At 56.7% G+C, this 217-nt stretch carries 1 pseudogene; it reads right to left on the reverse strand.

Annotation, left to right across the window (positions count from 1 at the left end):
* Nucleotides 1–217: pseudogene (locus SYN63AY4M2_RS14480) on the reverse strand (RNA-guided endonuclease TnpB family protein); the annotation flags it as partial.

The following is a 217-nucleotide window of genomic DNA, read 5'->3' on the forward strand; positions in this document are numbered from 1 at the left end:
GACTCTTTTCCGGATCCCTGTCAGGTCTTCCAGGGCGATAGCGCTGTTGGTAGCCTTTGCCCTAGAGACAATAGCTTTAGAGATGCGATGATTGACCCACGTTTGAAAGCGCCTCTCCTTGCCAGACAGCCGTTGCAGCAGTTGACGGCATCTGCGCCGCGAACTGCGTGTGCCCTTACTGGCTTTGCGTTGGAGTACCGCCCTCAACCGGGAGTAG

The organism is Synechococcus sp. 63AY4M2 (genome assembly GCF_002760475.1).
Classification (GTDB): Bacteria; Cyanobacteriota; Cyanobacteriia; order Thermostichales; family Thermostichaceae; genus Thermostichus.